The 23,207-nt window shown below is 71.7% G+C and carries 18 protein-coding genes and 3 pseudogenes; 9 read left to right on the top strand and 12 right to left on the bottom strand.

Going from position 1 to position 23,207, the window contains the following annotated elements:
* Positions 1-131: 131 nt before the first annotated feature.
* The 6 genes from paaA (at position 132) to ACFY4A_RS25215 (ending at position 4,753) form a co-directional block, all read left to right on the top strand.
* Complete coding sequence (gene paaA / locus ACFY4A_RS25190; RefSeq protein WP_390831621.1) at positions 132-1,145, top strand: 1,2-phenylacetyl-CoA epoxidase subunit PaaA; 1,014 nt, start codon at positions 132-134, stop codon at positions 1,143-1,145.
* The gene (gene paaB / locus ACFY4A_RS25195) at positions 1,142-1,444 is read left to right on the top strand and encodes a 1,2-phenylacetyl-CoA epoxidase subunit PaaB (protein ID WP_225080350.1); all 303 of its coding nucleotides are present in this window, start codon (positions 1,142-1,144) and stop codon (positions 1,442-1,444) included. Before paaA ends, paaB begins: the two co-directional genes overlap by 4 nt.
* Positions 1,445-1,457: 13 nt before the next feature.
* The gene (gene paaC / locus ACFY4A_RS25200) at positions 1,458-2,324 is read left to right on the top strand and encodes a 1,2-phenylacetyl-CoA epoxidase subunit PaaC (RefSeq protein ID WP_390831622.1); all 867 of its coding nucleotides are present in this window, start codon (positions 1,458-1,460) and stop codon (positions 2,322-2,324) included.
* The gene (gene paaD / locus ACFY4A_RS25205; RefSeq protein ID WP_390831623.1) at positions 2,318-2,830 is read left to right on the top strand and encodes a 1,2-phenylacetyl-CoA epoxidase subunit PaaD; all 513 of its coding nucleotides are present in this window, start codon (positions 2,318-2,320) and stop codon (positions 2,828-2,830) included. Before paaC ends, paaD begins: the two co-directional genes overlap by 7 nt.
* Entirely contained in the window at positions 2,830-3,948 is a 1,119-nt protein-coding gene (paaE, locus tag ACFY4A_RS25210) for a 1,2-phenylacetyl-CoA epoxidase subunit PaaE (RefSeq protein ID WP_390831624.1), read from the top strand. The genes paaD and paaE overlap by 1 nt, the downstream gene beginning before the upstream one ends.
* 76 nt (positions 3,949-4,024) lie before the next feature.
* The gene (locus ACFY4A_RS25215) at positions 4,025-4,753 is read left to right on the top strand and encodes a hypothetical protein (RefSeq protein WP_390831625.1); all 729 of its coding nucleotides are present in this window, start codon (positions 4,025-4,027) and stop codon (positions 4,751-4,753) included.
* 11 nt (positions 4,754-4,764) lie between these two features.
* Here the strand turns inward: ACFY4A_RS25215 and ACFY4A_RS25220 are convergent, their stop codons facing one another.
* The 6 genes from ACFY4A_RS25220 to ACFY4A_RS25245 form a co-directional block, all read right to left on the bottom strand.
* Positions 4,765-5,448 (bottom strand): adenosylcobinamide amidohydrolase, encoded by a 684-nt coding sequence (locus tag ACFY4A_RS25220; RefSeq protein WP_390831626.1) that lies wholly within the window; start codon positions 5,446-5,448, stop codon positions 4,765-4,767.
* Positions 5,449-5,588: 140 nt separating this feature from the next.
* Positions 5,589-6,011, bottom strand: coding sequence for a hypothetical protein (locus ACFY4A_RS25225; RefSeq protein WP_390831627.1), 423 nt, complete (start codon positions 6,009-6,011; stop codon positions 5,589-5,591).
* Positions 6,012-6,180: 169 nt separating this feature from the next.
* Positions 6,181-7,434, bottom strand: a complete 1,254-nt coding sequence (locus ACFY4A_RS25230) for an NAD(P)/FAD-dependent oxidoreductase (protein ID WP_390831628.1) — start codon at positions 7,432-7,434, stop codon at positions 6,181-6,183.
* Positions 7,431-8,867 (bottom strand): NAD(P)/FAD-dependent oxidoreductase, encoded by a 1,437-nt coding sequence (locus ACFY4A_RS25235; protein ID WP_390831629.1) that lies wholly within the window; start codon positions 8,865-8,867, stop codon positions 7,431-7,433. The genes ACFY4A_RS25230 and ACFY4A_RS25235 overlap by 4 nt, the downstream gene beginning before the upstream one ends.
* Positions 8,864-10,297, bottom strand: coding sequence for an FGGY family carbohydrate kinase (locus ACFY4A_RS25240; protein ID WP_390831630.1), 1,434 nt, complete (start codon positions 10,295-10,297; stop codon positions 8,864-8,866). The genes ACFY4A_RS25235 and ACFY4A_RS25240 overlap by 4 nt, the downstream gene beginning before the upstream one ends.
* Entirely contained in the window at positions 10,294-11,829 is a 1,536-nt protein-coding gene (locus ACFY4A_RS25245; RefSeq protein ID WP_390831631.1) for an APC family permease, read from the bottom strand. Before ACFY4A_RS25245 ends, ACFY4A_RS25240 begins: the two co-directional genes overlap by 4 nt.
* Positions 11,830-12,205: 376 nt before the next feature.
* On the opposite strand from ACFY4A_RS25245, the gene ACFY4A_RS25250 reads away from it, so the two are divergent.
* A complete protein-coding gene (locus ACFY4A_RS25250) occupies positions 12,206-12,967 on the top strand; it encodes a DeoR/GlpR family DNA-binding transcription regulator (RefSeq protein WP_390831632.1) in 762 nt (253 codons plus the stop codon).
* A gap of 102 nt (positions 12,968-13,069) precedes the next feature.
* Here ACFY4A_RS25250 and ACFY4A_RS25255 read toward each other — a convergent pair whose 3' ends face one another.
* The gene (locus ACFY4A_RS25255; RefSeq protein WP_390831633.1) at positions 13,070-13,441 is read right to left on the bottom strand and encodes a DUF2511 domain-containing protein; all 372 of its coding nucleotides are present in this window, start codon (positions 13,439-13,441) and stop codon (positions 13,070-13,072) included.
* A 327-nt stretch (positions 13,442-13,768) separates the two neighbouring features.
* Between ACFY4A_RS25255 and ACFY4A_RS25260 the strand changes: the two genes are divergently transcribed.
* Positions 13,769-15,190, top strand: coding sequence for an amino acid permease (locus ACFY4A_RS25260; protein ID WP_390831634.1), 1,422 nt, complete (start codon positions 13,769-13,771; stop codon positions 15,188-15,190).
* Between the two features lie 212 nt (positions 15,191-15,402).
* Here ACFY4A_RS25260 and ACFY4A_RS25265 read toward each other — a convergent pair.
* The 3 genes and pseudogenes from ACFY4A_RS25265 to ACFY4A_RS25275 all read right to left on the bottom strand — a co-directional run.
* A pseudogene (locus ACFY4A_RS25265) lies at positions 15,403-15,907 on the bottom strand (NAD(P)H-dependent glycerol-3-phosphate dehydrogenase); the annotation flags it as partial.
* A 38-nt stretch (positions 15,908-15,945) separates the two neighbouring features.
* Positions 15,946-16,944 (bottom strand): metallophosphoesterase, encoded by a 999-nt coding sequence (locus ACFY4A_RS25270; RefSeq protein WP_390831635.1) that lies wholly within the window; start codon positions 16,942-16,944, stop codon positions 15,946-15,948.
* 643 nt (positions 16,945-17,587) lie between these two features.
* Positions 17,588-17,875 (bottom strand): hypothetical protein, encoded by a 288-nt coding sequence (locus ACFY4A_RS25275; protein ID WP_390831636.1) that lies wholly within the window; start codon positions 17,873-17,875, stop codon positions 17,588-17,590.
* A gap of 190 nt (positions 17,876-18,065) precedes the next feature.
* Here ACFY4A_RS25275 and ACFY4A_RS25280 point away from each other — a divergent pair.
* Positions 18,066-18,378, top strand: a pseudogene (locus tag ACFY4A_RS25280) (IS5/IS1182 family transposase); the annotation flags it as partial.
* A gap of 685 nt (positions 18,379-19,063) precedes the next feature.
* Here ACFY4A_RS25280 and ACFY4A_RS25285 read toward each other — a convergent pair.
* A pseudogene (locus tag ACFY4A_RS25285) lies at positions 19,064-19,614 on the bottom strand (alpha/beta hydrolase); the annotation flags it as partial.
* A gap of 173 nt (positions 19,615-19,787) precedes the next feature.
* Positions 19,788-23,162 carry a pyruvate carboxylase gene (locus ACFY4A_RS25290; protein ID WP_390831637.1) on the bottom strand — a complete coding sequence of 1,125 codons (3,375 nt, stop codon included), beginning with the start codon at positions 23,160-23,162 and terminating at the stop codon, positions 19,788-19,790.
* Between the last annotated feature and the right edge of the window lie 45 nt (positions 23,163-23,207).

Genomic DNA, 23,207 nt, shown 5'->3' on the forward strand with positions numbered 1-23,207 from the left:
ACGCGGCGGCGGCCGCCGTACCGCCGACGGCCGCGTCCCGGTCCCGGCGATCCCCGATCAGGGGTTGCCGGGACCGGGAAAATTCGACAGACTATTACCCGAACGAATGGTCGGTAGGGAAGCTGGTATCGATGACCACGTCACACGGCGCAGTGTCGAGCGGCGACAGCGCGGAGCAGCGGCTCCAGGAGCAGTTCGACGCGACGATCGCGAAGGACCAGCGGATCGAGCCCCGGGACTGGATGCCCGAGGGCTACCGCAAGACGCTGATCCGCCAGATCGCGCAGCACGCCCACTCGGAGATCATCGGGATGCAGCCCGAGGGCGAATGGATCACCAGGGCGCCCTCGCTGCGCCGCAAGGCCATTCTCTTCGCGAAGGTCCAGGACGAGGCCGGCCACGGCCTGTACCTGTACTCGGCGGCCGAGACCCTGGGCGCCGACCGCGCGGACCTCACCGACCGCCTCATCGAGGGCCGGCAGAAGTACTCGTCGATCTTCAACTACCCGACGCCGACCTTCGCGGACGTCGGCGTGATCGGCTGGTTCGTCGACGGCGCGGCGATCTGCAACCAGGTGCCGCTGTGCCGTAGTTCGTACGGCCCCTACGCCCGCTCCATGGTGCGGATCTGCAAGGAGGAGTCGTTCCACCAGCGGCAGGGCTACGAGCTGCTGATGACGATGATGCGCGGCACGGACGCCCAGCGCGAGATGGTGCAGGACGCGGTGAACCGCTGGTGGTGGCCGTCCCTGATGATGTTCGGCCCGCCCGACGGCGACTCCCCCAACTCCGCCGCCTCGATGGCCTGGAAGATCAAGCGGCACAGCAACGACGAACTGCGTCAGCGCTTCGTCGACATGACCGTCCCGCAGGCCGCCAAGCTGGGTGTCACCCTGCCCGACCCCGAGCTGCGCTGGAACGAGGAGCGCGGCCGCCACGACTTCGGCACCCCCGACTGGTCCGAGCTCAAGCGCGTGATCAGCGGCGACGGGCCCTGCAACGAGCAGCGCGTGGCACGGCGGAGGGCCGCGCACGAGGACGGCGCCTGGGTGCGTGAGGCGGCGTCCGCGCACGCGGCCAAGCGGGCCGCCCGGTCCAGGGCCACCAGGGACGCCCGGAACAACGAGGAAGGAACGGCGGCATGAGCAACACCGAGGGCACGAAGGACAGCTGGCCGCTGTACGAGGTGTTCGTCCGCGGCAAGCGGGGCCTGAACCACGTGCACGTCGGCTCGCTGCACGCGGCTGACGACGCCATGGCGCTCAGCCACGCCCGCGACCTGTACACCCGGCGCAACGAGGGCGTGAGCATCTGGGTGGTGCGCTCGGAGCACATAGCCGCCTCCACCCGCGACGAGAAGGACCCGTTCTTCGCGCCCAGCGCCGACAAGGTCTACCGGCACCCCACCTTCTACGACATCCCCGACGATGTCCCCCACATCTAGGAGCAGGACGGACATGAGCGACGTCACCGACGACCACGTCTACCTGTCCCTGGCCGAGGACCACGGGGAGTCGGACGCCCGCTGGGCCTTCGGCACCGGTTTCGAGGACCCGCTGCACGGCGTCGACACCACCGTGCCGGACACGGTCGAACCCGCCGAGCTGGCCGCGTACTGCCTCGCCCTCGGGGACGACGCCCTGGTCGGCGCGCAGCGCCTGGCCCAGTGGTGCACCCGGGCCCCGGAGCTGGAGGAGGAGGTCGCCCTGGCCAACATCGGCCTCGACCTGCTCGGCCAGGCACGGCTGCTGTACGCACGCGCCGGCCAGGTCGACGGCACCGGCCGGGACGAGGACGCCTACGCCTACTTCCGGGACGCGGCGGACTTCCGCAACGTCCGGCTCGCCGAACTCCCCAACGGCGACTTCGCGTTCTCCGTCACCCGGCTGCTGGTCCTGTCCTGCTGGCGCCTGGCCCTCTTCCAGCGGCTCGCCGCCACCACGCAGGACCCGGTCCTCAAGGCGATCGCGGCCAAGGGCGTCAACGAACTCGCCTACCACCGGCAGTTCGCGGCGGACTGGGTGGTGCGCCTGGGCGACGGCACGGAGGAGTCCCACCGGCGGATGCGGGCGGCGCTGGCCGCCGTCGCCCCGTACACGGCCGAACTCTTCGCGCCGCGACCGGGCTTCGGCGTCGACCCGGCGGACGTGCGGGAGGAGACGACGGCCGTGCTCGGGCAGGTCCTCGACGCCGCCGGGCTGGAGCTGCCGCAGACCGAGGCGCTGCCCGGTCGGGGCAGGGAAGGCGACCACACCGAGCACCTGGCCCCTCTGCTGGAGGAACTGCAGAGCGTGGCCCGCGCGCACCCGGAGGCGACATGGTGACAGCACTGGACGAGAGGCGCGCGCGGCACGTGGCCGAGCAGGTTCCGGACCCGGAGCTGCCCATGCTCACCCTGGCCGACCTCGGCGTGCTGCGCACCGTCGAGCTGCGGCCGGACGGCACGGTCGTCGCCGGGCTGACCCCCACCTACTCCGGCTGTCCCGCGATGGCGGAGATGCGGGCCGACGTGGCCGCGCGGCTGCGTGCGGCCGGCTTCACGCAGGTGGAGATCCGTACCGTCCTCGACCCGCCGTGGACGACGGACTGGATCACCGCCGAGGGCCGGCGCAAGCTCACCGAGGCCGGCATCGCGCCTCCCGGCAGCGCGCCCCGGCGTGCCGGCGGACCCGTTCCGCTGGAGCTGGCCGCCACCCGGCGCGCGGTGGCGTGTCCGCGCTGCGGGTCGTCGGACACCGAGGAGACGTCCCGCTTCGCCGCCACCTCCTGCAAGGCACTGTGGCGCTGCCGCAGCTGTCTCGAGCCGTTCGAGTACGTCAAGGAGATCTGATGGCCCCGACCACCACCGCGACGGAGACCGAAGTGTCCGCCGCCCCCGCGCGGCGCCGCCGTCCGGCCTTCCACCCGCTGCGGGTCGCCGCGGTGCAGCCGCTGTGCGCGGACGCGGCCGCCATCAGCTTCGACGTACCCGAGCAGCTGGCGCAGGAGTTCGCCTACCGGCCGGGCCAGTCGCTCACGCTGCGCCGCGAGGTCGACGGGCGCGACGAGCGCCGGTCGTACTCCATCTGCTCCCCAGTCGGCGCCCGCCCCCGCATCGGCGTGCGGGTGGTGCCCGGCGGCCTGTTCTCCTCCTGGCTGGTCGACGAGGTCCGCCCCGGCGACACCATCGAGGTGATGGCCCCCACCGGCGCCTTCACCCCCGACCTCGCCGAACCGGGCCACCACGTCCTGATCGCCGCCGGTTCCGGCATCACCCCGATGATGTCCATCGCCGAGTCCGTCCTGGCCGCCGACTCCCGCTCCCGGGTCACCCTCTTCTACGGCAACCGCCGTACCGACACCGTGATGTTCGCCGACGAACTCGCCGACCTGAAGGACCTCTACCCCACCCGATTCCAGCTCGGGCACGTCCTGTCCCGCGAGCCGCGCGAGGCCGAACTCCTCTCGGGGCGCCTGGACACCGAGCGTCTGACCGCGCTGATCGACGGGCTCGTCGACGTGAAGGGCGCGGACCACTGGTGGCTGTGCGGCCCGCACGGCATGGTCCGCGACGCGCAGAAGCTGCTCGGTGACCTCGGCGTCCCGGCGGACCGCGTCCACCAGGAACTGTTCTTCGCCGACGACGAGCCGATCCGCACGGTCCGCCACGAGGACGCCACGGGCGACGGCCCGGTCAGCCAGGTCACCATCACGCTCGACGGCCGCTCCACCACGTCCCCGCTCTCGCGCGAGACGACGATCCTGGACGGGGCGACGCGGGTGCGCCCGGACATGCCCTTCGCCTGCAAGGGCGGTGTGTGCGGCACCTGCCGTGCCCTGGTCACCGACGGCGAGGCCGACATGCGCCGCAACTACGCGCTGGAGCCCTCCGAGGTCGACGCCGGCTACGTCCTGACCTGCCAGACGTTCCCCGTGTCCGACTCCCTGACCGTCGACTTCGACAGCTGAGGCGCACCTGAGCGGACCCGGCCGGACCGCGCCGACTGGTCGTTTTCGCCCTGTACGGACGGGTACGCGGGGGTGCATGACGGGAACGACGTGCCCTCGTGGCGACGGTCCGCAGGCCGCCACCGTCACCGTCCGTCCGTACGGCAATCCCCTGCCGCTGGGATTCTTCTCCTTCGGCATCGGCATGGCCCTGCTGGCCGGGAGCGGGCTCGGTCTGATCACCGGCGATCAGGTCCGCGCGGCCGGCATCGTCCTGGCGGTGTTCGTGTTCCCGCTGGAGTTCCTCGCCGCGGTGATGGCCTTCCTGACCCGGGACACCAAAGCGGCGGCCGCGCTCGGACTGTTCGCCACGTCGTGGGCGGCGCTGGGGACCCTGCACATCGTCGCTCCCGCCCAGCAGACGAGCGTCACGCTCGGCATCTACCTCAGCGCCTTCGCCCTGATGCTCCTGCCGCTGGCGGCGGCCGCCTTCATGGGCAAGACACTGCTCGGCGTGGTCCTCACCGTCTCGACGGTGCGCTCGGCGGTGGCGGCGGCCTACCAGCTGGGCGCCCCGCACGCGTTCGAACTCGCCGACGCCGCGGCCGCGTTGCTGTTGGTGGGGCTCGCCCTCCACGCCGGATCCGCCTTCCTCATGGAAGACCTCCGCCGGCGCTCGGTGCTGCCGATCCTGCGCCGCGGCGACGCCAGACACTCCTTCGAGGAGGACCCGGCCGACCGGCACTCACGTCCGCCGCAGGAACCCGGTATCCGTGGGCAGTTGCAGCAGCGCCGTCCGGGCGGCTCACGCACGGTGCGAGTCTGAACCGATGTCAATCACTCCCCGGGAACGGGAAGGGCCGCCCGCACCGCCCCGTGAACGGCGCGCGCCAGGCGGGCGCCCCAGAGCGAGCGTGGCCCGGCGAAGGTGTGGAGTTCGTCGTCGGCGCCCGGGGTGCGGGCGGCCACGCACACGGCGTCGGTGGGGGTGCCGGAGCAGTCGTAGCCCGCCTCCAGCAACGCCTGGACCTTGGCCTCGGTCGCGGTGACCACGGCGTTGACCAGTGCGGCGTCCGACAGGGCGGCCGGGAGCGCGGCGACGACGTTGATCGTGCCCGGCGCGTTCGGGCCGTCGGTTCCCGGTGACGGGGAAGCGGCCCAACCCCGCACCCGGACGCCCGCGGTGGCGACCGCGGTGGCGCCACCGTCGGCCGCGCTGCCGTGAGCCGTGATGTCGGCGGCGGTCATCAGGCCCACTCCCGCGCCGTGCAGTCCTGCCGCGTCGGCCAGGTCGGCGAGGTGGCGTTCGGGATCGGTGCGCCGATAGCCGTGGGCCACCTGCGCGTTGAGGACCCAGCCGCGCTCTCCGAGGCCGCCGCCGAGCACGGCGTTGCTGATCATCCGCCATCCCGGGCCGGCGTCCCACAGCAGCGCGGGCAGCCGCAGCCCGTCCTCGGTACGGGTCAGCCACCCCGGGGCCGGCAGACCGGCAGCCGTGGACGGCGCGACGACGGAGGTCACGGGCTCGGGACTCCTTGCTGACGGGACGGGCCCGCTGATGGTACGCGGAGGGGCCCGGGCCCCTCGGGCCGGGTCCGGGCCCGGCTGCCCGCACGCCCTGGCTTCCGGGGGCCGGTGACGAGCCGTCTCGCGCCGGCCGGTCAGAACTTGGGCACCGGGGCCTGGCTCTCGACCAGTTCCGCGGCTTCCTCCGGGGTCGCCACGGACGGCGGGGAGCCCTCCAGCGGTCGGCGTGCCGTCTCCTTCATGCACGCCACCGAGATCACGCCGACGAGCGCCGCGGCCATGGAGTAGTGGGCGGGCATCAGGTCGCTGCCCGTGACCGAGATCAGCGCGGTGATCACCAGAGGGGTCGTGATGCCGAAGTCGAACCACTCCATGGCGTTGCCGAGCGAGGCGGCCTTCACGGCCCGCTGCACGGCGGCCTCGTCGGTGACGGTGATGTCCGTGCGCCGCAGTGGAGGGTTCCGGCGCCGTCTGACGGCCCTGAACAGCGTGCGGTGGCGCTTGAGAGCCTCGGGATCGGCATCCGCCGCGGCGGCGCCGGCTTCCTTGTCCACCATCTGGGTCTCCTCTCTCCCGGGCGTCTCCTGGGCGTCTCCTGGCGTCTCCTGGGCGCGCAGACGTCCCTGGGACCGCTTGCTCACTCATGTCAGCAGCAAACGGTTCACCCGGGAGAGAGCGACATTCCCCACACGGACACCGCGGTGCCCGCGACCGGCCGGCCCGGGGTCAGCGCAGACCGATGTGGACCGGGCCTCCGGTGGACGAGACGTCGCCGAGCAGTCCGGCGGGGACGCGGAAGACGCGGCCGGGGGCGGCCGGCCACGCGAGGGTGCGGCGGGCGAGGGTCCGTCCGTCCTGGCGGACGGTCACTTCGGGGAAGCGGACGAACTCGTCGGTCCACAGCAGCAGGCGCCCGCGGGCGGGTGCGGGGTCGTTCGGCCGCAGGATCTGGGGGGCGACCCAGCGGAAGGGGGCGTCGGCGATCAGACGGACGCCCTCGGCCGGCCGGTCCTCGCCGTTGAGGTGGTGGACGACCTGCCGGGCGACGTGCCTGCCGTCGAGGGCGGCGACGTCCGCGGTGTCGACGGGGTGCAGCAGGTTGCCGGCGGCGAAGACGCCGGGGCGGCTGGTGCGCAGCGCGGTGTCGGTGAGGGGACCGAGGGTGCCTTCGTCGAGGATGATGCCGGCGGAGCGGGCGAGTTCGTGGTCGGGGATCCAGTCGCCGGTGAAGACGACGGTGTCGCAGGCGACCGTGCGGCGCCGGCCGGTGTCGAGGTGCTCGATCTCCACGGCCTGGCAGCGTCCCTTGCCGATGACGCGGGTGACGCGGGTGCGGGTGGCGACAGGGACGCGCAGAACGGTGCGTCCGGCCGCGTTGAAGGCGGCGTAGGACTCCGCCTTCGGGTACTGGCTGACCATGAGGGCGGGGGTGCAGCCGGCCTCGCGCAGGGTGACGGCCGCGGACCAGCTGACGAGTTCGCCGCCGACGATGACGGCCCGCTTGCCGACGGGCTGGTGGTGCAGGTGGACGAGGTTCTGCAACTGGCCGGTGGTGTAGACGCCGTGGGGGCGGTCGCCGGGGATGCGGCGTGCGGTGCGGGGCCGTTCGCGGGCGCCGGTGGCCAGCACGATGACCCGCGGCCGGATCCGGTAGCGGCCGTCGGGGCTGGTGACGTCGACGGTGTGCTCGTCGGCCCAGCCGGTGACCATGGTGCGGGTGCGGATCTCGGCTCCGGCCCCGGTGGCCTGGCGCACGAGGTGGCGGGCGTAGGCGGGGCCGGACATCACGCGGCGCAGGTCGCGCAGGCCGTAGCCGGTGTGGTCGCTGTGCCGGGGGATGCCGCCGGCGTCCTGCTCCCGGTCTACGACGAGGACACGGCAGGCCTGGCGTCCGGCCAGTTCGGAGGCGGCGGTCAGGCCCGCGGGCCCGCCGCCGATGATGAGGACGTCGGGCGTGGTCAGGGGCGGCTGGTGGGTCATCGGTTGTCCTTGTGCTGGCTGCGGCAGCCGTCGTTGGTGTGGTGCTTCTCGCGCAGGGCCGCGACGGCCGCGCCGCAGAAGAAGCCCTGGCAGCGGCCGTTCATCGCGCGGGTGCGACGGCGCAGTCCCTCCAGGCTGCGGGCGGGTACCGGGGCGTGGCAGGCGTCGCGGATCTCGCCCTCGGTGACCCGTTCGCAGAAGCAGACGACGGTGCCGTAGGCGGGGTCGCGGGCGATGAGGTCGGCGTCCTGGTAGGGGCGCTGGGTGGCTTCGCCGATGTTGGGCATCCGCGGTGGCTCGGGCAGGTCGCCGCGCGGACGCAGGGCCAGGCCGGCCTCCTCCAGCAGGGTGCGGGCGTGTTCGGCGATGGCGATGCCGGCGGTCAGGCCGGTGGAGCGGATCCCGCCGACGAGGAGGTACCGCTGCTCAGGACTGGCCTCGATGAGGTAGTCGGAGCGGTCGATCGCGGCGCGCAGCCCGGCGTAGCTGGCGGTGACCTCTTCGGCCAGCAGGCGCGGCATGAGGCGTTCGCCCTTGGTGAGCAGGAAGTCGAAGCCGTCTTCCGATGTGGCGGTGTCGGTGCGGTCGGTGAGGTCCTCGGCGGTCGGGCCGAGCATGACGTTGCCGTAGATGGTCGGCGAGATCAGTACGCCCTTGCCCCGGGAGGTGGGCACCGGAAGCACGATCTTGTTCACCATGGGACGGGCGAGCTTGTCGAAGACGAACAGCTCACCGCGGCGTGGCGTGACGGTGAAGCGGTCGTGGCCGAACAGCCGGTCGAGGTGGTCGGCGCCGAGACCGGCGGCGTTCACCACCCAGCGGGCCCGCACGTCACCGGCCGGCGTGTGCAGTGTGGTCGCCTCGGCCCCTTCGTCGACGCCGGTCACGGCGTGTTCGAGCAGGATCGTGGTGCCGCGCTGCCGGGCGTCGGTGGCCAGGGCGAGGTTCGTGGTCCAGGTGCAGATGATGGACTCGTCCGGCACGGTCAGCCCGCCCAGCGCTCCCTCGCCGAGGTCGGGGACCAGTCGGTAGACGTCGTCGGCGTCGATGATCCGGCAGCGGGTGTAGCCGTTGGCCTCGGCCTTCTCCTTCAGGCCGGGCAGCGCGTGGAGTTCTTCGTCGGTCCAGGCCACCAGCACGGCACCGGTGTGTTCGACGGGGATGCCGGTGGCTTCGGCGTAGGCGCTCAGCAGGTGGTAGCCGCGGGCGACCAGACGGGATTCGAGCGTGCCGGGTTTGGCGTCGAAGCCGGTGTGCAGGATCGCGGTGTTCGCCTTGCTGGTGGCGTCGCCGACGTCGTCGCGGGCGTCGAGCAGCGCGACGCGGACGTCGTAGCCGGACAGTTCGCGTGCGATCGCCGCGCCGACGATGCCTCCGCCGATCACCGCGACGTCGAAGACGCCGTCGTGGGGGCGGTGCGGGGTGGCGGTCATGAATGGTCTCCCTCGGCGGCGCGGGCCGTCGCGGCCTGCGCCCATGCGGTGCGGAACTCCTGGGCCCGGTCGGCGGACCAGCGGGGTTCGTAAACGGTGGTCGGCTGCCAGTCGCCGACGGCTTCTTCGAGCCCGAGCGCCGGATCGAGGGCGCAGCGGGCCAGTGCGGCCGCCCCCAGGGGGGTGGCGTGGGCGTGGGGGTAGATGTCGACCGGCATCTGCGCGATGTCGGCCTGGGCCTGCATGAGGACGGCGGAGTTGGTCAGTCCGCCGTCCGCGCGCAGTCGGGTCAGGGGCCGGCCGAGGTCCTTGGCGACCAGGGTGCCCAGCTCGGCGACCTGCGCGGCGATTCCCTGGAGCACGGCCAGGACGAGGTGTTCGCGTCGGGTGGCCAGGGTCATGCCGGTGAAGGAGGCGGTGGCCTCCGGTGTCCACCAGGGCGCGGCGAGGCCGGCGAACGCGGGCACGCACAGCACGCCCTCGGCGTCGGCCGCCGCCAGCGTGTCCAGGTCGGTCGGGGACTGGATGAGGCCGAGGTCCTGGAGCCAGCGCACCGCCGAGGCGACGGTGTAGACCTGGCCGTCCACGCAGTACGGCGTCCGTCCGGCCGCCCGCCAGGCCACCGAGGTGGTCAGGCCGGCGCTGGAGCGCACCGGGTTGAGACCGGTGTTCGCCAGCAGGAAGGCGCCGGTGCCGTACGTGCATTTCGCGGTGCCCGGCTCCAGGCAGCGCTCCGCGACCAGGGCCGCCTGCTGGTCGACGATCAGCCCGGCCACCGGCACCTCCTGGCCGAAGGCCCGGGTGGTGCCGACGATCTCGTCGCAGGCGGCGATGCGGGGCAGCCGCTCGTCGCCGAGACCGAACAGGTCCAGGAGTCCTTGGTCCCAGGCGGCGGTGTCCAGGTCGAGGACGAGTGAGCGGCTGGCGGTGGAGGCGTCGGTGACGAACTCCCCCGTGAGGTGGTGCACCAGCCAGGTGTCGGTGGTCGTCACCACCCCGTCGCGGGTGAGGTTGCGCCGCAGCCAGGCCATCTTGGGTGCGGAGAAGTACGGGTCGAGGACGAGGCCGGTGCGCCGGGCGATGCTCTCGGCGTGCTCGGCCAGTTCGTCGCAGACACTCTCCGCGCGCCGGTCCTGCCACACGAGCGCCTGGGTGAGGGGTGTTCCGGTCGCCGGGTCCCAGGCCAGGACCGTCTCGCCCTGGTTGGCGAGGGCCACGCAGGCGATCGGACGGCCGGCCGCGCTCACCGCGCGGCGACCGGCGTTGAGGACGGAGTCGAGCAGCTCGTGCGGGTTCTGCTCGACCCCTCCGCCGTTCAGGTAGGTGGGGCGGACGGTCTCCTCCGCGATGGCGACGGTGCCTTCCTCGGGGTCGACGACGATGGCCTTCGTGCCCGAGGTGCCCTGGTCGATGGCGAGGATCGCGGTCACCGTGCGCTCCCTTCCGTGGCGGGGCCCGCGGACGTCGGGTCGGCGGCGTCCAGGGCGCGGTCGACGTCGGCCATGTCCGGCATGGTCAGCCCGTCCCGTCCGCGCCGGACCAGCAGACCGGCGAAGTAGACCGCACCGATCGCGAACAGCACGAGAACGTAGGTCCACGGTGCACGGAAGGAAGCATCCCGGAAGATCAGCAGCTCGTACACCAGCCAGACACCCGCGACGACCAGCACCGGTACTTCCCAGCGGCCCAGTGAGAAGCCCTGGGACGCGGGCAGCGAACGGCGCTTGATGGCGTACATCGCGACGGTTCCGGCGTAGATGAGGGCGGGCAGCAGGGTTCCGGCGGAGAACAGCTGGAACAGCGCGTCGGTGGAGCGGGAGAAGACCGCGAGGATGATCTGCGCGATGAGCATCATGAATACCGAGGCGTTCAGGGGCGTGGCGGTGCGCCGGTCGAGGCGCCCCAGCAGCCGCCAGCCGGGGAACCGCTCGTCGCGGGACATCGCGTAGACCAGGCGGGTGCCGCTCAGGGTGATCACCAGTCCGCAGGAGAAGATCGACACGACGACCAGGACCAGCAGGATCTTCCCGACGACCGAGCCGAGCACGGCGGTGATGACGGTGGCCACGGGAGTGGCCGACGCGCCGACACCGTCGATCCGGCCGGCCGCCGCGGTGACCGCGACCAGGAACAGGAAGCCGAGCACGCCCAGCGAGAGCACGGCCTGGACCATGGCCTTGGGGATGACCCGGGCGGGGTTCTTGGTCTCCTCGGCCAGGTTGGCGGCCGACTCGAAGCCGACGATGGTGAACGCGCCGAGCAGGAACGCCAGGGCGAACGGTCCGGCCGTGGTGCCGCCGCCCAGGGCGTAGTAGCCGCTCTCGGGGACGGTACCGGTGTCGAAGAGGTGCCCGAGGTCGAGCTTGCCGGTGATGGCGCCCACCGCGAACAGCAGCACGGTCAGGGCGATCATGCCGACGAGCTGCACCGTCACGGCCACATTGTTGACCCGGTGGGTGGTGCGTGTGGAGGCGGCGACGAGGAGGGCCTGGAGCAGTACGACGCCGGCGGTGATCACCCAGGCGTTCTGCGTGGTGCCGACGTAGCGGAACAGCTCCGGAAGGATGGTGGAGGCGATCGTGTAGTCGACGGCGACCAGGACCACGCCCAGGAAGGCGAACGAGATCCATCCCATGATCCAGCCCCATACCGGGCCCACGATCCGTGACACCCATTGGTACGAGTAGCCGCTGATCGGGATGCGGGCGGCGAGGGCGCCGAAGACCAGGGCGATGGAGAGCTGGCCGATCACGGAGATCGGCCAGGCCCAGATGCCCCGCGGGCCGGAGGTCGCGAGCACCGAGCCGTACGTGGTGAAGATGCCGGTGGCGATGGAGACGAACCCGAAGGCCACGGAGAACGAGGCGTACCAGCCGAGCTCCCGCGCCATCTGCGGCTTGGACTCACCCTTGCCCGGGGCGACTGTTCCTGATCTGTGGGGACCTGCTTCTGCGTGTGCCATGACTCTTTTCCCTGCTTCAGAGTGCCCCGCCGTGGAGTGCGAGAGCCAGTGAACGTGAGCAACCGAACTCGGTCGGCTGTGCGGCACGCCCCGCGCGGGGTCTGCCGGGGCCTGTCCGCTGTGGGGCGGCGGGGCCTGCGATGGTGCACAGGACCGTGGCCGAAGCGGTCTCGGCAACCCACCCGCCTGACCGTTCTTGTGGATTGTTGACTGAATGTTGCTGGAATTGTGGAGCCTTGCCCGTCTCTCGTCAAGGCCCTTTACCGTGCACGGCGACTACGCGGGACCGAGGGAGCTTGGCCTGACCCGGCATCGGCCGACCGTAGAATGCAGTCACAGGTCCACAGAAACGGTCACTTCTCCAAGGAGGTGGGACGTGCTCGCCGCCGAGCGCCACCGCAGAATCGTCGCCGAGATCGCCCGGCTGAAGTTCGTCACCACCGACGACCTGACCACGCTGCTCGGTGTCTCCCACGAAACGGTCCGCAGGGACCTCGCCCTGCTCGAGCGGCGCGGCGAGCTGTCCCGGGTCCACGGCGGCGCCACCAGCGCCCAGGCACCGGTCGGGGAGGAAGCGCCCTTCAGCGAACGCAGCGGCAGCCTCGCCGCGGAGAAGGAGACCATCGGCCGGGCGGCTGCGGCGCTCATCGAGCCGAACCAGACCGTCGTCATCGACGTCGGCACCACGGCTCTGGAGGTGGCCCGCGCACTGCCCGCCGACCACGCCGGGGTCATCGCCACCCCGTCCCTGCTCGTGGCCGCGGAGGTCAGCACACGCCCCCGGGTGGAGGTCCTGGTCAGCGGCGGACGGCTCAGGGCGGGCGACCTCGCCTGCTCCAACGCCCAGGCAGTGGAGTTCTTCGGCAACCTGCGCGCGGACGCCGTCTTCCTCGGATCCGGCGGGATAGCCCCCTACGGCCTCACCGACTTCCACCTCGACGAGGTCGCCACCAAGCGGGCCATGCTCGCCAACGCCTCCCACCGCTATGTGCTGGCCGACTCGAGCAAGTTCGGCCGCACGGCCGCCCACCGCGTGTGCGGGTTGGACGGCTTCGACACCCTGATCACCGACAAGCCCTGCCCGTCCGACCTGCGCACCGCCCTCACCCGGGCCGGCGCCACGGTCGTCGTGGGGTGATCCGCTCGGGGTTCGGCCGGCCCGCACGGCAGGGGCCGGCGAGCACGGGCCGCCGCCACGGGCGCCAGGGATGGGGCGCCCGGAGCGAAAGGCGGTGCCGGACTACTTGCAGAGCTCCAGGCAGCGGTTGACGACCGCGCCGAGGGAGATGTTCTTGCCGGGGTTGTCGGGGTCGCCGGCCCAGATGGGGTCGGGCCCGGGGTGCCTCTGCCGGGCGCGGGCGTTGAGACCGTAGGTACCCTCGGCGGTGACGAAGGTGACGGCCTGGTCGGCGCAGGCGAGGTTGCCGGAGGCGACGGTGAACGGCCAGGGGGTGATGGCCCGTTCGGTGATGTGGCCCGTCGAGTCGCCGTCGCCCTGGGTGGTGGCGGGCTCGGCGTTGTCGGTGGTTTCGCGGTCGGCGGCGCCGGTGCAGCCGGTCAGGGCGAGACAGCCGAAGACCGCGGCCGCAACGGCGGTGACACGGATGCGCATGATCCCCCTTGGACATGTGGTGGGGTCGAAAGCAACACCATCTGGCCGGGTTGACAGCAACGGCAGATGCCGCGTCGGCCCTGTGGTGGGATCGTGACGGTCAGTTGGGGCGGCAGAGCGCGGCCCAGGGGTCCGCGTTGGAGCCGGACGACGGAGACGGCGCAGGACGATTGGCGGCTCGGGGCGCGCGATGGCTCATCTTTTGCGGTGCCGCACCGATCCATACAGGACAAAAGCGTGTGATTTGGTGCGGCGTCGAGCCATGACGGACCATGGGGCCCGTCCCGGCCACCCCGGGCACCAGTTCGAAGAGAGGCGCACCACCCCATGCACGTCACCGGAACCGTCCCGTCGGCTCCGGCACCGCGGGAGACCCCCGCGGACCACACTCCCGCCGAAGACCCCACCGAAAACTCCGGCCGGCACGCTCGGCGCTTCGGGCTGCCCGTCGCCACGGCCCTGGTCATGGGCAACATCATCGGCGGCGGGATCTTCCTGCTCCCGGCCTCCGTCGCCCCGTACGGCACGGTCAGCCTGGTCGCCTTCGGTGTGCTGACCCTCGGTGCCATCGCCCTGGCGCTGGTCTTCGGCCGCCTCGCGGAGCGGAACCCGCGCACCGGTGGACCCTACGTGTACGCCCGCGAGGCCTTCGGCGACTTCGCCGGCTTCCTCGCCGCGTGGGCGTACTGGATCACCACCTGGGTGTCGAACGCGGCGCTCGCCGTCGCCGCCGTCGGCTACCTCGACGTGCTGGTCCCGGTGGGCGGCCACCGCTGGACGGCGTGCCTGGCCGCGCTCGCCCTGCAGTGGCTGCCCGCGCTCGCCAACTTCGCGGGCACCCGGTACGTGGGCGCCGTGCAGTTCGTCGCCACCGTGCTGAAGTTCGTGCCACTGCTGCTCGTCGCCGTCGGCGGGCTGTTCTTCTTCGACCCACGCAACCTCGGCCCGTTCCACGCGGGCGGCGGCAGCGCGATCGGCGCGGTGTCAGCCGCCGCCGCGATCCTGCTCTTCTCCTACCTCGGCGTGGAGTCCGCGGCGGTCAGCGCGGGCGAGGTCAAGGACGCCCGGCGCAACGTGGGACGGGCCACCGTGATCGGCACCACGGGCGCGGCACTCGTCTATCTGCTCGGCACGCTCTCGGTGTTCGGCACAGTGGCGCACGATCGCCTGGTGCGGTCCACCGCGCCCTTCTCCGACGCCGTGAACGCCATGTTCGGCGGTTCCTGGGGCGGGTGGGCCGTCGCGCTCGCCGCGCTGGTGTCGATGACCGGCTGCCTCAACGGCTGGACGCTGCTGAGCGCGCAGACCCCGTACGCCGCGGCCCGGGACGGCCTGTTCCCCGCCGCGTTCGCGCGCCGGCGGCGCGGCGTCCCGACCTTCGGCGTCGCCGTCACCGTCGTCCTCGCCTCGCTGCTCACCGTCTACAACTACACGTCGGGTTCAGCCAAGGTCTTCGAGATCCTGGTCCTCGTCACCACGTTCACCGCGACCGTGCCGTACCTGCTGGCCACCGCCGCGCAGATCTTCCACCTCGTCTCGGGGCGGCGCGAACGGGTCGACCGGGCACGGCTGGTGCGCGACGCCGTGGTGGCGGGCGGCGCGGCCGCCTTCTCGCTGTGGCTCGTCGCGGGCGCCGGGTACGCCGCGGTCTACCAGGGCGTGCTGTTCCTGTTCGCGGGCGTCCTCGTCTACGCGGTGATGGCGGCCCGCCGGAACAAGGCTGCAGAGGGCCCCTCACATGTGCTCTGACCTGCTATTTCTCTCCGACCTGCGCAAACTTCCACGCTTCGGCCCACGTCAGCCCCTTCCGACCCGCCTCGGGCCGCCTCGGGCCGTCGTCCCTGTTCCCGTGGGAACACCACCGGGAACACCGGAACGCGCAGTGCCCTGACCAGCCCGTACCCCCTCGCCGGCTCCACGGGCCCGCAATGGCCGCCATGTTGACCGAAAGCCGCCCCGCGTCAGCACTCCGGCTCAGGGGGGCGCTGCATCAGCGCGGCCGCGGCCTCGTCGAGGGTGACCGTGCCGTGCAGCAGAGACGAGATCACCTCGGTGATCGGCATCTCGACGTCATGAGCGCGGCCAGTGCGAGGACCGCCTCGGCGGACTTGACGCCCTCGGTGGTCTGCCGCGTGGCGGCGGCGGCCTCGTTGACGGTCATGCCTTGGCCGAGGTGGGCGCCGAAGGTGCGGTTCCGGGAGAGCGGGGAAGGCAGGTGGCCACCATGTCCCCCAGGCCGGACAGCCCGGCGAGGGTGGCCGGGTGGCCGCCCATGGCCGTCGCCAGTCGGGTGGTCTCCGCCAGGCCCCGGGTGATGAGCATGGCCGCCAGGTTGTCGCCCAGGCCCATGCCGTAAGCAATGCCGGCCGCGAGGGCGATGACGTTCTTCACCGCGCCGCCCAACTCGCAGCCGATCACGTCGGTGCTGGTGTACGGCCGGAAGTACCGGGTGTGACACGCCGTCTGCCGGCCGTCGCCGGCCGGCAGCACCCCGGTGAGATCTTTCAGATCTCGTAGGCCGGCGCCCCGATCGGGACGATCCGGCTCGGCTCGCGGCCGAAGCCCTCGATCAGCAGGTGGTCCTCGTACGCCTGCACCGTCGCGTACGAGGTGGTCGTGGTGTCGACCATGCCCTTGAAGTTGACGAAGTGCGTGCCGCGCGTGAACCCGTAGTTCCCAGCGTGGTTGTGCCCGTTGAACCAGGCCACGACGTTGTCGTACGAGGTCACGAGGTCGATCAGCTGCGTGTCGTTGTACGCGTTGTGCTCATTGACCGGGTAGATCGGGTGGTGCGCGTTGAGCACGACCTTCTCGCCGTTACGGTGGGCGTGCGCGAGCGTCTGCTCCAGCCACGCGAGCTGCTCCGCGCCCACGCCGCCATTCCAGGTCTGCGCGTTGGGCTTGCCTGCGGCCCGCAGCTCGGCGAGCATCCGCTGCGCCAGGCCGTACTTCTCAGACCCCACAGGGTTGCCGTACGTGCTGATGTCGTTCGTGTCGACGACAATGAAGCGCCACCCGTCACGGCGGAACTGGTAGTACGACGACGGCATGGCGAGGGCCTCAAGCACCTGCTCGCGCGGCATCTGGAAGTCGTGGTTGCCGAGTACGTGGCGCTTGGGCATCCTCAGCTTCTCCCAGATCGGCATGACAGCCGCAAAGCTCTCCGGGTACTCGTCGACGAAGTCGCCCAGGTGCAGTGCGAAACGCAGGTCGGACTCGTTCAGTGTGCCGACGGCCTCTTGGAGCTTGGCGATCGACCGCCGGTAGAGGCGGACGGGACCGTCGGGCTTGTCCGCGTACTGGCAGTCGGCGATCACACCGAACCGCAGAAGCGGATTGCCCTGCGCGGACGCGGACGCGGCCGGCGCAGCGACGGCGGCAGCGACACCCAGGCCGAGGCCGAGGAAGCCGCGACGGCTCGTCGTGAGCGCCAGGTCGTGGACGTGCTGATGGGAGTCGTGAGGCGTGTGCATCGTGCACTCCAGGCTGGAAGTCGTCTTCATGGCGGGAACGCCCCGCAGCGAATCGCCCGAACGTACGATGCCGCTTGCACCACGACTCCACACGCGCATGAACTCGACCCGAACTTCTCTCGGGAGGTTGGTGTGGTAGCCCCCGATCCTGCGGAGCCTCGACCCCGGTCCCCGCACTCGCGCTCACCGGCGCGTCGCGACAGCGCTCGCCCCACCATCACGTACGCAGAGCCGCTCGCGCCAGAGCACGAGGAGCCGGGCATAGGTCTCAGCGTGCTGCGGGCCGCACTCCCCGCTTCCTCGCCGCGCCGGTTCGACCCAAGGGTTGTTGGTGTCCGCCTCCGTGTCGAGGATTTCGCCTCTACGGCGCCGTCGGCGGGTCGGCCGACTGCTCGAGCGAGGTGGCGCGGTTGGGCTCCGGATCGGGGCACATGCGGCAAGACGGCGGTTGACCTCGTCGACGGCGTCCCGCAAGCTGCCGCCACCGTTCTGCCCCACTTCGTGCTGCACGCGGCGCAGGCCGGTCTCCAGGTCACCGAGGCGCTGCATGACACCCGGCAGCTCGGGGACACCGGGGCGCCCCTCCTCGCCGTACCAGTCGTCAAGGAACTGCCCTGTGCGGCCGAGGAGATGCGAGGAAGTTGCCCGGCCCACAACCAGCGGCGGCAAAAGTCTATTCAGCCGACCCGCCGACCGTGTCTGGTTCCGGTCCCTCATACCCGGACAGGCGGCGCGCCGTGGCGGCGACGATTCCGGCATCGACGAGCGCCTGGCAGTCGCTGAGGGTGCGCGCCGCGTCCTCCGCCTGGAGCGCTTCCACGCGATCGGCGACGCCCACCTCCCAGGCCATACGCCGCGCCTGATACTGCTCCTCGGTCAGACACTGGCCCGGCTTGGACAGGCGGGGTCGCTTCTCGCTGGTCGTCTCGATCAGCCCGAGCGTGCCGTCCTGATACAGCACGTAATGCTTCGTCAGAGCAGCGACGTGGGGCAGTTCCTCGAAGGGGGTGTGTGCATGAGGCTCCTCACAGGCTGATCAGGATCGCCCTCAAGAGCGACTGGATCCGGTTGTACGTGGCACCGGTGCTGCCTCGGCCGATCTCCACAGACATCGTGATGGTGCTGCCGGCGCCCGGTCCCAGGGCCGCGAGGACCTGGGACACCTTCGTGAGCTGGCTGTGGATGTTCGTGATGGCGCTCGACCCGCTATTGCGCATGTAGTACATCTCGTCGCCGTCCGCGCCCCACGCAGCGCCAGCGCCCGCTGGCAAATTGAACGAGACGTCAAACTCGCACTCGAACAGGACGATGGCCGGTCGGCACTGGCCCGCTGCTACGAACGCCGGATCGACGTCATCAACGCCTTCTTCGACCTCGCGGATGCCGTCATCACCGTACGCAGCCTGATCCGCCGCGCCTGGACCACCCACCGCTGGGACGACGCGTCCCAGCCGGCGACCATGACCCCGCCTATCTGCGCGAGCTCTTAACGGCTGTGTGTCTGTCCTGCGATCCAGTCGGCTGCATTGATGCAGTCAGCCAGATGGCGGCCGGTGAGGGCGTTGAGGGCGACATCGAGGCGTTCGATGTCGCGCATCTGCTGGAGGCGGGGGGCGAGGGTGCGAAAGCCGCCTCCGGCGAACCCGGCGTCGGTCAGGGCCTGCTCCTGTTCGGGGGGCAGTGCGGCGTCCCGGCGTCCGCTGAGGGTGTTGACCCTTACCGGTCCCGCCCCTTCGGTCGAGGTGAAGACCTGGGCGTTTCCGGTGTCGTAGTAGCAGCTACAGGCCCGGCCGAAGGACTGTGACAGGGACCTGAGCATCGGGCGGGCGCAGCCCACGTAACCGGTCATTCCGTCGACTTCGACGGCGACGGACCATTCGCCATCGAGGCACGCGGCGGCGATCTGGGGTGTTTCCTGGTCTTCGGGGGCGTCGATGTTCTCCATCGACCATGCGTATTCGTGATGGTCCCGCAGTTCTTTGACGAGGTCACCGACCGGCTCGGGCGCCGTGGTGACACCGAGCGCGGTGAGCAGGTTCCGGGGCGTGGTGGGGGCGAGGGTGAAGCAGGCGGCGCCAAACTCGCGGTGCCAGGCGGACAGGTCCATCAAATGTGTGTCTTTCTGTCGTGCACGGGAAGGGGCGGCAGTCTTCAGGTGCCGGCCGAAGAACCGGGCCCCGTCCTCCACCTCGAACCACGGGGTGCCGGTGTGCCCGCCCAGATTGGCGTGCAGCGTCTTCTCCTTGGTGCCGAAGGCGTCGAACAGGTCCAGGGCCCGCTGCCGGGGGCTCCCTTCATCGTCCCACTGCAGCAGGAACAGCAGTGGAATGGTGACCTGCCGGGCCTCCTCGCGCTGGGCGCGGGTCACGTAATCCCCGGCGAAGAAACCGGCGGCCGCGATGCGCGGCTCGAGGACCGCCAGCCGAATGCCGATGGCGGTCATCCCCGAGTACCCGACCCGGCCGCCGATCTCGGGCAGCGAAAGGAGGGCGTCCAGGGGGGTCCGCCATTCCGGGACCGCCTTTTCGACCAGCGGGCCGATGAAGGACTCGAAGATCTCATCGACCGGCTCGCCGGCCAGCATCGCCCGGCGGAGGTCGGCGCGAGCCTGCTCGTCGGCGGCGGAACGGGGCCGGTCACCGCACCCGGGGCGTCAATAGCGGCCACCGCGTAGCCGTACGCCGCCGGCTGCCGGGCTCGGCCACCAGCCGGGATTCCCCCGCCCGTATCGCTGGGCCTTGTAGGCGAGCATGTGCGCAGCGGACCGCATGGACGCCGGCAGGTGCCGCCGGCGGCCCTCCGCCCGGGCACCGGCAGCGGAAACGGCATGGCGCACCACCGGCCGGGCCGGTGGTGCGCCGTGCGGGGCCGGTTCAGCCCACCTCGACGAGCAGGTCGCCGCCCTCCACCTGCTGGATGCGGTTGATGGCCAGCCTGGTCACCCGGCCGGCCCTGGGGGCGGTGATGGCGGCCTCCATCTTCATCGCCTCGATGGTGGCCACGGTCGCGCCGGCCGACACCTCGTCGCCCTCCGCGACCGCGAGGGTCACCACACCGGCGAACGGCGCCGCAACATGGCCGGGGTTGGCCCGGTCGGCCTTCTCGGTCACGGGGATGTCGGATGCCGCCGCGGCGTCGCGCACCTGGATCGGGCGGAGCTGGCCGTTCAGCGTGGACATCACGGTGCGCATGCCGCGTTCGTCCGCCTCGCCGATGGCCTGGAGCTCGATGAGGAGCCGCACGCCGGGCTCGAGGTCGACGGCGTACTCGTCGGCGGGGCGCAGCCCGTAGAAGAAGTCCTTGCTGTCCAGCACGCTGGTGTCGCCGTAGGCCTGGCGGTGGGCCTCGAAGTCCCGTGTCGGCCCGGGGAAGAGCAGCCGGTTGAGCGTGGCGCGGCGGGACTTCTCCAGGCCGGTGCGGTCCTCGGCGGTGAGCTCGGTGACGGGCCTGGCGTCCGCGCGGCCGTTGAGCGCCTTGGTGCGGAACGGCTCGGGCCAGCCGCCGGGCGGGGTGCCCAGCTCACCGCGCAGGAAGCCGATCACGGAGTCGGGGATGTCGAACCGGTCCGGTGCCGCCTCGAAGTCCTCCGGCGCCACACCGGCGCCGACCAGGTGCAGGGCGAGGTCGCCGACCACCTTGGACGAGGGGGTGACCTTGACCAGGCGGCCCAGGATGCGGTCGGCGGCGGCGTACATCGCCTCGATGTCCTCGAAGCGGTCGCCGAGGCCCAGCGCGACCGCCTGGGTGCGCAGGTTGGACAGCTGACCGCCGGGGATCTCGTGGTGGTAGACGCGTCCGGTCGGCGAGGCCAGTCCCGCCTCGAACGGGGCGTAGATCTTGCGGACGCTCTCCCAGTACGGCTCCAGGTCGCCGACCGCCTTCAGGTCCAGGCCGGTGGGCCGGTCGGAGTGGTCGGTGGCGGCGACGATCGCCGACAGCGACGGCTGGGAGGTGGTGCCGGCCATGGAGGCGACCGCGCCGTCCACGGCGTCGGCGCCGGCCTGGACGGCGGCGAGGTAGGTGGCGAGCTGGCCGCCCGCGGTGTCGTGGGTGTGCAGGTGGACCGGCAGATCGAACTCGCGGCGCAGCGCCGAGACGAGCCTGGCCGCGGCGGGCGCCCGCAGCAGCCCGGCCATGTCCTTCACGGCCAGGACGTGCGCTCCGGCGGCCACGATCTGCTCGGCCAGGCGCAGGTAGTAGTCCAGGGTGTACAGGCGCTCGGAGGGGTCGGACAGGTCCCCCGTGTAGCACAGGGCGACCTCGGCGACCGCCGTCCCGGTCTCGCGTACGGCGTCGATGGCCGGCCGCATCTGGCCCACGTCGTTCAGGGCGTCGAAGATGCGGAAGATGTCGATGCCGGTGGCGGCGGCCTCCTGGACGAAGGCGTCGGTCACCTCGGTCGGGTACGGGGTGTAGCCCACGGTGTTGCGGCCGCGCAGCAGCATCTGGAGGCAGATGTTGGGCACCGCCTCGCGCAGGGCGGCCAGGCGCTCCCAGGGGTCCTCGGCGAGGAAGCGCAGGGCGACGTCGTAGGTGGCGCCGCCCCAGCACTCCAGGGACAGCAGCTGGGGCAGGGTCCGTGCCACGATCGGGGCGGCGGCGAGGAGGTCCTTGGTGCGCACCCGGGTGGCGAGCAGCGACTGGTGCGCGTCACGGAAGGTGGTGTCGGTGACGCCGATGGTCGGCGACTCGCGCAGGCGGCGGGCGAAGCCGTCCGGGCCGAGTTCGACGAGCTTCTGCCGGGAGCCGGCGGGGGGCTCGCCCGCGGGCAGCGGCGGCAGTTTGGTGACCGGGTCGATCACCTCGGGGCGCTCCCCGTGGGGCTTGTTCACGGTGACGTCGGCGAGGTAGGTGAGCAACTTGGTGCCGCGGTCGGCGGAGGAGCGCGCGGTCAGCAGGTGCGGGCGCTGTTCGATGAACGACGTCGTGACCCGCCCGGCCTGGAAGTCGGGGTCGTCCAGTACGGCCTGGAGGAACGGGATGTTGGTGGCGACCCCGCGGATGCGGAACTCGGCCACGGCGCGCCGGGCCCGGCCGATCGCGGCCTTGAAGTCCCTTCCGCGGCAGGTGAGTTTGACGAGCATCGAGTCGAAGTGCGCGCTGATCTCGGTACCGGCGTGGGTGGTTCCGCCGTCCAGGCGGATGCCCGAGCCGCCCGGGGAGCGGTAGGCGCTGATGCGGCCGGTGTCCGGGCGGAAGCCGTTGGCCGGGTCCTCGGTGGTGATACGGCACTGCAGGGCGGCGCCGCGCAGGGTGACGGTGTCCTGGGAGAGCCCGAGGTCGGCCAGGGTCTCGCCGGCGGCGATGCGGAGCTGGGCCTGGACCAGGTCGACGTCGGTGACCTCCTCGGTCACCGTGTGCTCGACCTGGATGCGCGGGTTCATCTCGATGAAGACGTGGTTGCCGTCGCGGTCGAGGAGGAATTCCACGGTGCCCGCGTTGCGGTAGCCGATCTCCCGGGCGAAGCGCACCGCGTCGGCGCAGATCCGCTCGCGCAGCGCGGGGTCGAGGTTCGGCGCGGGGGCGAGTTCGATGACTTTCTGGTGGCGGCGCTGGAGCGAACAGTCACGCTCGAACAGGTGGATGACGTCGCCCTGGCCGTCGGCGAGGATCTGCACCTCGATGTGGCGCGGGTCGACGACGGCCTTCTCCAGGAAGACGGTGGGGTCGCCGAACGCGGACGCCGCCTCCCGGGACGCCGCCTCGATGGACTCGCGCAGCGCGGCGGGGTCCTCCACCCGGCGCATGCCGCGCCCTCCCCCGCCCGCGACCGCCTTGACGAACACGGGGAAGCCGATGTCCTCGGCGGCGCGGACCAGTTCGTCGACGTCGGTGGAGGGCGCGGAGGAGCCGAGCACCGGCACGCCGGCCGCGCGGGCGGCCGCCACCGCGCGGGCCTTGTTCCCCGTCAGCTCCAGCGTGCCGGCGTCCGGTCCGACGAAGGTGATGCCCGACTCCTGACAGGCGCGGGCGAGTTCGGGGTTCTCGGACAGGAACCCGTAGCCGGGGTAGACGGCGTCCGCGCCCGCCCGGCGCGCCGCGCGGACGATCTCCTCGACGGAGAGGTAGGCGCGGACCGGGTGCCCGGGCTGGCCGATCTGGTAGGCCTCGTCGGCTTTCAGCCGGTGCAGCGAATTGCGGTCCTCGTACGGGAAGACGGCGACGGTTCGCGCGCCCAGTTCGTAGCCGGCGCGGAAAGCGCGGATCGCGATCTCGCCCCGGTTGGCGACCAGCACCTTGCGGAACATGCTCTATCCCTTCGGCCTGCCGGTGAAAGGACCATGGTGTCGGGC

This window comes from Streptomyces sp. NPDC001292 (genome assembly GCF_042896465.1).
GTDB lineage: Bacteria > Actinomycetota > Actinomycetes > Streptomycetales > Streptomycetaceae > Streptomyces.

Bases quoted from the DNA above. Each gene is read 5' to 3' on its own strand.
- ACFY4A_RS25290 (WP_390831637.1), bottom strand. From the start codon at position 23,162: ATGTTCCGCAAGGTGCTGGTCGCCAACCGGGGCGAGATCGCGATCCGC.
- ACFY4A_RS25255 (WP_390831633.1), bottom strand. From the start codon at position 13,441: ATGCGCATCCGTGTCACCGCCGTTGCGGCCGCGGTCTTCGGCTGTCTC.
- paaE (WP_390831624.1), top strand. From the start codon at position 2,830: ATGGCCCCGACCACCACCGCGACGGAGACCGAAGTGTCCGCCGCCCCC.
- paaB (WP_225080350.1), top strand. From the start codon at position 1,142: ATGAGCAACACCGAGGGCACGAAGGACAGCTGGCCGCTGTACGAGGTG.
- ACFY4A_RS25270 (WP_390831635.1), bottom strand. From the start codon at position 16,944: ATGAAGACGACTTCCAGCCTGGAGTGCACGATGCACACGCCTCACGAC.
- ACFY4A_RS25245 (WP_390831631.1), bottom strand. From the start codon at position 11,829: ATGGCACACGCAGAAGCAGGTCCCCACAGATCAGGAACAGTCGCCCCG.
- paaC (WP_390831622.1), top strand. From the start codon at position 1,458: ATGAGCGACGTCACCGACGACCACGTCTACCTGTCCCTGGCCGAGGAC.
- paaA (WP_390831621.1), top strand. From the start codon at position 132: ATGACCACGTCACACGGCGCAGTGTCGAGCGGCGACAGCGCGGAGCAG.
- ACFY4A_RS25215 (WP_390831625.1), top strand. From the start codon at position 4,025: ATGACGGGAACGACGTGCCCTCGTGGCGACGGTCCGCAGGCCGCCACC.
- ACFY4A_RS25235 (WP_390831629.1), bottom strand. From the start codon at position 8,867: ATGACCGCCACCCCGCACCGCCCCCACGACGGCGTCTTCGACGTCGCG.
- ACFY4A_RS25230 (WP_390831628.1), bottom strand. From the start codon at position 7,434: ATGACCCACCAGCCGCCCCTGACCACGCCCGACGTCCTCATCATCGGC.
- ACFY4A_RS25225 (WP_390831627.1), bottom strand. From the start codon at position 6,011: ATGGTGGACAAGGAAGCCGGCGCCGCCGCGGCGGATGCCGATCCCGAG.
- paaD (WP_390831623.1), top strand. From the start codon at position 2,318: ATGGTGACAGCACTGGACGAGAGGCGCGCGCGGCACGTGGCCGAGCAG.
- ACFY4A_RS25260 (WP_390831634.1), top strand. From the start codon at position 13,769: ATGCACGTCACCGGAACCGTCCCGTCGGCTCCGGCACCGCGGGAGACC.